General features: G+C 61.0%; 8 protein-coding genes and 1 pseudogene. 1 reads left to right on the top strand and 8 read right to left on the bottom strand.

What is annotated here, in order from left to right; all coding sequences use genetic code 11:
* Positions 1-278, top strand: a pseudogene (locus AC0L2P_RS31860) (heavy metal translocating P-type ATPase); the annotation flags it as partial.
* A gap of 466 nt (positions 279-744) precedes the next feature.
* Here the strand turns inward: AC0L2P_RS31860 and AC0L2P_RS31855 are convergent.
* From AC0L2P_RS31855 to AC0L2P_RS31820, 8 genes are all read right to left on the bottom strand, one after another.
* Positions 745-1017, bottom strand: a complete 273-nt coding sequence (locus AC0L2P_RS31855; RefSeq protein ID WP_473507190.1) for a hypothetical protein — start codon at positions 1015-1017, stop codon at positions 745-747.
* 397 nt (positions 1018-1414) lie between these two features.
* Complete coding sequence (locus AC0L2P_RS31850) at positions 1415-3304, bottom strand: glycoside hydrolase family 127 protein (RefSeq protein WP_473507189.1); 1890 nt, start codon at positions 3302-3304, stop codon at positions 1415-1417.
* A gap of 731 nt (positions 3305-4035) precedes the next feature.
* Entirely contained in the window at positions 4036-4191 is a 156-nt protein-coding gene (gene ccoS, locus AC0L2P_RS31845) for a cbb3-type cytochrome oxidase assembly protein CcoS (RefSeq protein WP_473507188.1), read from the bottom strand.
* Positions 4191-6470, bottom strand: coding sequence for a heavy metal translocating P-type ATPase (locus AC0L2P_RS31840; protein ID WP_473507187.1), 2280 nt, complete (start codon positions 6468-6470; stop codon positions 4191-4193). The genes ccoS and AC0L2P_RS31840 overlap by 1 nt, the downstream gene beginning before the upstream one ends.
* On the bottom strand, positions 6467-6964 hold the full coding sequence (locus AC0L2P_RS31835) for a FixH family protein (RefSeq protein WP_473507186.1): 498 nt from the start codon (positions 6962-6964) through the stop codon (positions 6467-6469). The genes AC0L2P_RS31840 and AC0L2P_RS31835 overlap by 4 nt, the downstream gene beginning before the upstream one ends.
* Positions 6961-8520: a cytochrome c oxidase accessory protein CcoG gene (gene ccoG, locus AC0L2P_RS31830; protein WP_473507185.1), complete on the bottom strand. Its 1560-nt coding sequence runs from the start codon at positions 8518-8520 to the stop codon at positions 6961-6963. Before ccoG ends, AC0L2P_RS31835 begins: the two co-directional genes overlap by 4 nt.
* A 165-nt stretch (positions 8521-8685) precedes the next feature.
* Positions 8686-9549 carry a cytochrome-c oxidase, cbb3-type subunit III gene (gene ccoP / locus AC0L2P_RS31825; RefSeq protein ID WP_473507184.1) on the bottom strand — a complete coding sequence of 288 codons (864 nt, stop codon included), beginning with the start codon at positions 9547-9549 and terminating at the stop codon, positions 8686-8688.
* Between the two features lie 2 nt (positions 9550-9551).
* Entirely contained in the window at positions 9552-9626 is a 75-nt protein-coding gene (locus AC0L2P_RS31820) for a cbb3-type cytochrome c oxidase subunit 3 (RefSeq protein ID WP_473507191.1), read from the bottom strand.
* Between the last annotated feature and the right edge of the window lies 1 nt (position 9627).

Genomic DNA, 9627 nt, shown 5'->3' with positions numbered 1-9627 from the left:
AAACGGCGGATGCCGCAGTGCTTCATGGTCGCGTGCGAGACCTTGCGGACATGGTCGACCTTTCGCGGCGAACCATGACAAACATCCGACAGAACATCACGGCGGCGCTCGGGCTCAAGGCCGTCTTTCTGGTCACGACGGTGATCGGCGTGACGGGCCTGTGGCCGGCCATCCTCGCCGACATCGGCGCGACCGTGCTCGTCACGGCGAACGCCATGCGGCTGCTGGGTTGGCGAGGGCACCGTCAATCGGTGTCCTCAAACAGGAGCGAAAGTTGAGCCCCCGGCTTCGGGAATGCATCCTCGAAATGCACCATGAATGTCGCCCAATCTTTGGAAATCGGCATGATCGCCACAAGGGGCCACATTCAGCACCTGCGCGGGAAGCTGCCGTCCTCTCCGTGAGGGGAGCTATTATTCCCGGGAATGATGCCACTCTTTCCCAAGGCCTCAATAGACCGCAAAAGTCAAAAAACTGCTGGTACGGTTCATCGCTTGAGCATGTCCGAAATTCCATGCCGCATCGCCACCTTGAGTTTGCTCTGGGCAAGCGACGCGGCGAAGCAAAGTCCGACCGGCCCCGCTCCCACGACAAAGCTGTCATCGGAGTCCGCCATCAGCGTGGCGTCATCGCGTAGGCTCTCCAGTGCCCAAGCACGAACTGCGAAATCAAAAACGCCTTTGATGCTAGTTAAGCACGACGCGCACAAGCTGTGGCCGCCTAAATAAGTGGCAAGCCGCCTCATCAACGGCAGATGCTCACAACGCCGTTGCTTGACTGCTGTAGCTGGCAAGTAAGCAGTCGATCGGGCTGTTGCTGCGGCGCGATCTCGCGATCCTGGGCACGGAACTGCTGCTGCTGCTGCTGATATTGCTGCCGCCGCAGCCTGTTCTCCAGCATCAGTAATTCGTTCTGCTCGACCAGCGCATTGCGATTGGCGGGGTTGAGGACTGGTGCCGAGGCGACTGGATCCGGCAACGTCGCCAGTCCCAGCATTCCCGACATGAAGATCGTCAATAGGCGAAATCGCGACATCCATTCACTCCTGCAAACAAAACTTGGGCATACGCAGTGCCCGTGATGCCATGTCCAGCATCCACCTCGACTTCGCCACGCTCGCTCAGCCGAAAGGAATCGCCTGACCCGCTCACCCTCCTCGCGTTGCGTACGACCTTCTTGATGGCTGCCATTTCCGGTGATCCAGTCAGGCTCTTGGTGAGATGTTGGTGGAAGGACCGATCGCGCGATCCAGTGCTCGCCGCATCGCCTCAAAACCCAAGGGAGAAAGATCCTCACGAATCGGGAACCGAAGAGGTAGTCTCATGAAACAGAGGAGCGGCTGATCGAACCTGGTTTTGGCTCCCCTCACCTGGGCAGATAGCCAGCCAACCAACGGGTTTCTTACCTCGGCCATTCAGCTTTCCAGCAGCCACACTTGCATCGAGCCTTTTGCTCGATTGTTCCAGAGATAGTATGGCAGGGCGGTTAGCCGAAACTCCGAAGCGATGGGGGGCGTATTCCTGTATAGGCTGTCTCCCCAGCCTTGGTCTTCGACGCGCTGCGCGGAGGCAGTCAGCGCGACCACGCCATCGAAAAGATCGCTCCGTTCCATCGTTTCGATTTTGGACTCTCGCGGCAGTGTGAGCTGCTGCACGCGCGCCCCGGGATTGTCGACCTCTTCAACACAGTAAACCAATGGTCCGCGCTTAAGCGCCACCCGGCCGATATCCTGCCTAACCAAGGGATGAGCATAGATGCGCTCGGGAGACATCGGTAGCTCGAGGGCGATTATGTCTCCTGGAGTCCATAGCCGCGAGATTACAAGATAGCCATTTCTGGTGCATGCTGTCACGTCGACCACATGTCCCCCGACCGAGGCTTTGGCTTCCTGCGCCCAGCCGGGAATGCGCAGCTTAACGGTGAACTCGGCCGGCGAGTCAGGGCTGACCTCTATCCTGATCGAGCCGGATAGTGGATAGGCGCTGGTTTCCCGTAGGAACACGTTTGACCCAGCGAGCTGGATGTTTGTCGAAATGCCGCCGTAAAGATGGAGGGCGATTGCGTCTTCGCTGGCCGAAAGGAAATAGCCTCCGACCGAAGCGATCAGACGCGACAAATTCATCGTGCAGCATGGGCATGTGTGCCAGGCCCATCGGCTGTGTCGCCCATCGCTGTCCAGCGGATTGGTATAAAAATAGTGCTGGCCATCGCGTGACAGGCCGGTCAGCGCGCCGTTAAACAACGCCTGTTCCATGACGTCGGCGTAGCGGCCGTCGAGATCGAAATGCAGCATGCGATGCGCCCAGAAGATCAGCGCTATCGAAGCGCAGGTCTCCGCATAGGCCGTATCGTTCGGCAGGTCGTGGTCCTCGGTAAAGCCTTCATTCCCGCCAGCCGGACCCAACCCGGAGGTGATATAGATCTTCGAGGAGATGACGTCGGCCCAGAGCACCTCGCATGCTTTCTTGAGGCCGTCGTCATTCAGTTCCGCCGCGAGGTCGGCCATGGCAGAAAACATGTACATAGCCCGGACGGCATGTCCGACCACAATGGTCTGCTCGCGCACCGGCCTGTGCGATTGGCTGTACTCAAATCGCTCCTTCCAGAAATCCTGAGGACTCTCCCCGCGCGCGATCGCTTCCTGATCGAAGTAGTGCGGCTGGCACCCGCGCTCGTTGATGAAATAGGCCGCGAGGTCGAGATGCTTTCTCTCTCCCGTCAACCGATAGAGCTTAACGAGAGCAAGCTCGATCTCCTGATGGCCGCAATAGCCGCGCTTCTGGCCGGGGTTCGGGCCGAAGGTCTTGCGCACATGGTCGACATAGCGCTCGAGGATGCCGAGGAGCCGGCGCCGGCCAGTCGCGACGAAGTAGGCGATGCCGCCCTCAAGCAGATGTCCAAGATTGTAGAGTTCGTGATTGTCGCGCAGGTTGGTCCAGCGCTTGTCTGGGTCGCGCTGCAAGTACCAGCTGTTCAGATAACCGTCGGGAGCCTGCGCCTTTTCGAGATCGTCGACGATCTTCTCGATCCCGGCCACGATATCGGCGTCGCTCCTGTGTGACAGCGCATAGGATGCCGCTTCGATCCACTTGCCGACGTCGGAGTCCCAGAACAGCTGCACGAAATCCTGCTCGTTGTCTGGCGGCGGCCGGTTCGGCAGGGTTAGGGACTGCAAGATACCGTGCTTGCCAAGCTGGACGTGCTGGCTGGGGATGGTCCGTGTCAGCACCGTCTCTAGCCGCTCGCGCCAAAATTGCCCCTCCAGCGCCACATCGACGAACCGAACTGGCTTGAACTCGTTCATTCGAACGCATCCGTTCCTGCAACGAAATGCACCGGCGTTCTCATGGCTCCGACGATGCTCGCCAAGACCGGTGAACATGGCCAGCGCCTGACGCCGCTCAGCTGCCGTCCGGCGATCATCTTAAGCACGGGGTGAGCAGCCTCGCGTCCGAGCGCCTTGGGTTCACAACGACCCTGGTCAGTTGCGGACGCGCCTCGAGCCCCATAACGTCCTCAGATCTAGCGATGGCCACATCGGCATGTACTTGCGGGCCAATCTCGCGCAGAGGGTCCCACGCGGCCCGGGCGATCTGATCGTTGCCGCGGAACGTCGCGTTCAACGTTTGCTCACAAGAATGCGGCCGCCGCCTTGCGCAGCCACGCCTCGGCCCACTTTTGGCTTTGGCCGTTGTTCGTGTCGGTCTTGATCCAGACCGATCGCCGAGGCGTTCGGCGGCGCGATTCAACGTAGGCATGGTTTCTCCCCTTGAAAGACTGGCCGATGAAACCACGCCGATGAGTAGATAACCCTGATCTGGGTCAAGCGGCATGAGAAATCCGGCGACCGCGGTTCGAGGATCACCCGCCTGCATATTGGGCGGAATGGGCGACGTAATCCTTCGAGCAACAGAGGCTTTTCACAGATCTGCGTCAACCGGCGGCAGGTGAAGCTGCTTATGCCACCTCAGCAGTTGTTCCAGACGACTTGGCTTACCACCCGCATCCGCACAGTCGTCTGCACAGCGGCTTGAATCAGCGTTCTGGCTTATCGTCCTGGTCGATAAGCATACGCTCTGCTGCCCCGTCGAGGTCCTCATATTGCCCGCTCCTCAAAGCCCACAGAAACCCAGATAGCCCAAGACCACCGAGGAGCAGAGCCCCAGGTATCAAATAGGCAAGCGTCGTCATTACAACTGTGCCAATCCGCCACTGTTGGAGTGTCTATCATTGGGAACAGTTCTCGTTGGTGCGTCCGGTACAAAGCCTTCCAGGCGTAATGCATTTCCGATGACAAGCAGCGACGAGGCGGACATCGCGATTGCGGCGATCAACGGTGTGACGTGCCCCGAAATGGCGATCGGCACGGCGACGGCATTGTAGATAATCGCGATGGCGATGTTTTGCCGGATCAGTCGTCCGGCCTTGCGCGAGACGTCGAGGGCAAGGGGTACGGCCGAAAGGCTTTCGCGCAGGAACACGAAATCCGCTGCCTTGCGGCCGACATCGGCGGCAGTGGCAGGAGCTATCGAGACATGTGCCGCGCTCAGTGCAGGGGTGTCGTTCAGACCGTCGCCAACCATCAGCACCTTATGGCCGTCCTTCGCCAGCGTTTCGATATACTCAACCTTGCCCGAAGGAAGCAGCGCCGGAACAAAGTGATGGATGCCCAACGTCGCCGCGACCTCGCCGCAGGCGACCGCGGTGTCGCCCGACAGCATGTGCGCGAAAACCCTCGCGTTGTTCAATTGCTCGACGGCCGCTCTGGCGTCTGCCCGCAACGCGTCCTCGAAGACAAAGGAAGCCACAATGATCCCATCTTTCGTCAGAACCGTTCCGCCATTTCTGCTTTCGCCGCCGGTTCGGGCCTTCCATCCGGCCCATCCGCGCCTACCCAGCCGCCAGGTGCTGCCCGCGGCAGTGGCTTCGATGCCGAATCCGGGGTGCTCGCTGACAGCCTCGAGCTTTGGCTGGCCGGCGAAACCTGCAAAGTTTGCTATGGCCTTTGAAAATGGATGACGCGAATGCGCGGCCATATCGGCTGCGATCGCCAGCATAGTCGGGTGGATGGACGGTGCGTTGACGAGTTGGGGCTGTCCGAGCGTTAGCGTGCCGGTCTTGTCGAACACCGCGACGTCGATTGCCGCCAAGCGCTCCATGGCGGAACCGTCCTTGACCATGACGCCAGCTTCGAACAGCCGGCGCGCCGCAACAACCTGCACGATCGGTACGGCAAGGCCGAGCGCACAGGGACATGTGATGATGAGGACGGCGATGGCGATCGTCGTTGCCCGGTGCCAGTCGCCGATGGCCACCATCCAGCCGAGAAACGTCACGAAGGCGGTCAGATGGACCACCGGCGCATAGAGCGCCGAAACGCGATCAGCGATGCGGCGATAGTGCGCGCGGCCGCCCTCGGCGGCCTCCATCAGCCGAACCATTTCGGCCAGGAACGAATCCTTCGCGGCGGCCGTCGCCTCGATCGTCAGTGGGCCGGTAAGATTGAGCACGCCGGCCTGCACGGCTTCGCCCGGCGCCACGTTTTTCGGCGTGCTTTCGCCTGAGGCCAGCGAGCAGTCGAGATCCGACGCTCCCTGGATGATCTTGCCGTCGACGGGGATTCTTTCAGCGGCCGCGATCAGCAGCTGCATCCCCGGTTCGATCTCTCCGACCGGCAGGTAGTGGCGCGCGCCGTCGTCGCGCAGCACCATCGCGCCACGCGCCGTCAGCTGCGACAGGCCTTTCACCGCTGTGCGCGCACGTTCCCGCATCACGTGATCCAGCGTCCTGCCGATCAAAAGGAAGAACAGCAGTGATACCGACGCGTCGAAATAGGCGTGGTGGCCATGGTTGATCGTCTCATAGAGGCTCAGGGGGTAGGCAAGCGACACCCCGACGGCTATCGGCACGTCCATATTCATGCGGCCATGACGCAGTGCATTCCAGGCCGAGCGGAAGAAGATGCCGCCGGCGAAGGCGAGCGCCGGGATGGCGATCAGTGCGGAGACCCAGTGAAACAGGTCTCGAGTAGCCCCTTCGGCGCCGGACCAGACCGAGACCGAAAGCAGCATGATGTTGCCCGCCGCGAAGCCGGCAACAGCGACGGCGCGGATCAGCTCGGCAAGCGTCTTGTCCTTTTCATCGATCTCAGGGGCGAACAGATGCGCCTCGTAGCCCAGCCTGCTAAGCGCGCCGACGAACGGTGGTACCTTGTCCCCACGCCACCGGATCGCGACCCGTTTCGTCGACAGGTTGACACGCGCGCCTTCGACATTGTCGAGCTTTGCCAGCGCGGTCTCGATCGTCTGGATGCAGGCGGCGCAATGAACCGTTGGAACTGAAAGGTCGGTCTGCCGAAGATTATCGCCGAGTGAGCGGCTCGCGAGCCTGATCTCTTGGCTGGATGGCAGCACCGATGCGGCGCTGACCAAATCCAGCGCCATTTCGGCGCCCGCTGCACAACAGCTCATTGCAGCGCTCCATGAGAAATCATAATCCTGCGGACGTCGCGATAGGGTCGCGTCAGACCGGCATCGGCGTCGATTTCGACGATCCAGACGCCGTCCTTCGGCATATGCTGTGCGGCGAATTCCTGGCCGGAGGCGAGGGCGAGCGTGACGGCCTTGTCCTCGTTCTCGTAAGCGGGATGACGAAACAGCATCTTGACGCCATGCAGAGGAACCGGCTTGCCGGCTGCGTCGGAGAGGCTGTAGCGGACTTCGCCCCATGCGATCGTCAGCTTGCCCGTCCAGCCGAGTGCGGCCTGGGCGCGGCCCTCCTCGGCCTGCTTGTTGAATTGCTGGCTCGCCACATAGGTGTTTTCAACGACAAGACCGGTCCAGCTTGTGCTGGCCAGCGTCGCCATGGTCACATTCACGCCAACAACCACGCCGAAAAAGCCGAGAATGGTAAGCAGCATATGCCTTCCGGTAAATTCGCGGGGCCTTCGCATATTGACGCTCATCTAAGGATCTCCGGTGCGTTGAACGTGGCCGTGTATTCATCGACTTCGAAACTTGCCTTGTCTTCGACCCGGAACTTGAATGTCTGCGCTTGCCCCTTGAGCTGTTCAGCCGGCTGGCGGACGAAAACCTTCAGCATCTTCAGCCGGTCTGGTTCGACGGCGATGGCAAATGAGCGATCTGCAGGCAGGTCGATCCCGACGACATTCATTTCGGCGCGTTGTAAGCCCTGCATGGTGACGACAATCGTCCTTGGCTCGGGGATCATGTTGAGCAGCTTGACGGTGTAACCATTGCGGATCGAACCATCGGACAGCGTCACGAACTGCGGATTGCGGTCGTGCAGAACGCTGACGTCGAGCCGGTCGCGCGTCAGCAGCGAATAGAGCAGGGCAAGGCCGATCGCCGACCACGCGCCGATGTAGACGAAGGTGCGTGGCCTGAAGATTTTACGGAGATGGAAATGGGCCAACCTATCGGAGAAAGCGCCGCCGTCGGTTCGCACGAGCGACGGGTTGACCGAGCAAGAACCGCCTGCGGTGGCTACCGCCATGTTGGCGTTGTAATCGGACAGCGTCGCGTAGGAGATCAGCCCCCGCTCCTTGCCGAGCTTGTCCATGACGCCGTCGCAGGCATCGATGCAGAGCGCGCACGTGATGCATTCGAGCTGCTGGCCGTCGCGAATGTCGATCCCCATCGGGCAGACGGCGACACAGGCATTGCAATCGACGCAGTCTCCAACCGGTTGCCCTGCGGCAAGCACCTTCTTGGCGTGGCGCGAACGCGGCTCGCCGCGCCAATCATTGTACGTTACGGTGAGCGAATTCTCGTCGAGCATGGCCGCCTGGATGCGCGGCCATGGGCACATATAGGTGCAAACCTGCTCGCGCATCAGTCCGCCGAACGTGTAGGTGGTCGCCGTCAGGACCGTGATGGTGATGTAGGCGATGGGCGCTGCGGTCCCGGTGAAGACCTCTCGAATTAAAGTTGGCGCATCGGCGAAATAGAAGATCCAGGCACCCCCCGTTGCCGCGCCTATGACCAGCCAGATTGCGTGTTTGGATACACGCAGCACAAGCTTGCGCGCGGCCCAGGGGCCGGCATCGAGTTTCATGCGCGCGTTGCGGTCGCCCTCGATCGCGCGTTCGACCACCAGAAACAGGTCGACCCATACGGTCTGTGGGCAGGTATAGCCGCACCAGGCCCGGCCGACCGTAGAAGTGACCAGGAAAAGGCCGATGCCGGCCATGACCAGCAGTCCGGCAACATAGTAGAATTCCTGCGGCCAAATCTCGATGAAAAAGAAGTAAAAGCGGCGATTGGCGAGATCGATCAGCACAGCCTGGTCCGGGGCAAACGGCCCCCGATCCCAACGCAGCCAAGGCGTCAGGTAGTAAATGCCCAGCGTGATCGCCATCACCAGCCATTTGAAGCGGCGGAAATTACCCGAGATTCGCTTGGGGAACACCTTCTTGCGTGGGGCATAAAGCGGCTCGCGGGTGTTGGGGGAGTCGGTCGCTTCTGCTTCGGGCGGTTCTGTCTGCGTTTTGTCACGCACGTAGCATCTCCAGTTCCGCAGCCGATGTCAGGCCGCCCGTCGAACAGCCTCGCGTAGCCGGTCCGTGCCACGTTGGTGCAGGTCGTAGCCGGAATGGTGTCGAGGCCCGGCTCGCGCCGGGCCTCGTCGCTTGGCAGGGGGAGGGCCGAGAATAGGCTTCCGTTCCTATTCTCCGCCGCCAAGCGAATGGACATAGACCGCAAGTTCCTTAACCTTGACCTCGCCGAGACGCCCAGCCCAGGCCGGCATGACGCCTTGCTTTGGCGCGCGAACCTGCGCGGCAATAGCCGACTCGCCCGCCCCATAGAGCCAGATCGCGTCGGTCAGGTCGGGTGCGCCAAGCTCCGTGTTTCCCTTTGCCTTATCACCATGACAGGTGGCACAATTCTCGGCGAAAACATTGGCGCCGGGTATGACCAATGCTTGATCGCCAACAGCGCCGGATAGACTCGAGACATAAGCGCTGACCTGGCTAATCTGCTCGGGCGTAATGATGTCACCGAAGGCCGGCATTTCCGACAGGCGCGTGTCGGGGTCGGAGGCAAAGCGGATGCCGTGCGCGATTGTCTGCTGGATCTGCTCGGCACTTCCGCCCCACAGCCAGTCGTCATCATTCAGGTTGGGAAAGCCCTTCGAACCCTGGGCGCCGGAGCCATGACACTGAACGCAATTGACCTTGAACGCGGCGCCACCGGCCGCGATAGCGAATCCGCGCAACACATCGTCGGCGGCAATCTCGGAGACGGTCTTCGCCTGAAGGGCGGCAACATACTTGCCCTTGGCGACCTCGGCCGCTGCCAGCTCATTCTTGACATCGTTGCGGCTGGAATAGGCGAGCACGCCTCGGGTGGCGGAGCTCAGCATAGGCCATGCGGGATAAGCGATGGTGTAGGCGATCGCCCAGACGACGGTGACGTAGAAGGTGATCACCCACCAATGCGGAAGCGGATTGTTGAGCTCCCGGATGCCATCCCACTCATGGCCGGTGGTTGAAATGCCCGAGACTTCATCGATATGCTCGTTGCTCATCGTCAATCGTCCTTGAGAGGTATCCGGGCGGCTTCGTCAGCTTGCCTGCGGCCGCCGGGGCGAAGCGCGAAGGCAATG

Source organism: Mesorhizobium sp. WSM4836 (assembly GCF_055811815.1).
This window is presented reverse-complemented; position numbering and strand designations above follow the sequence as displayed.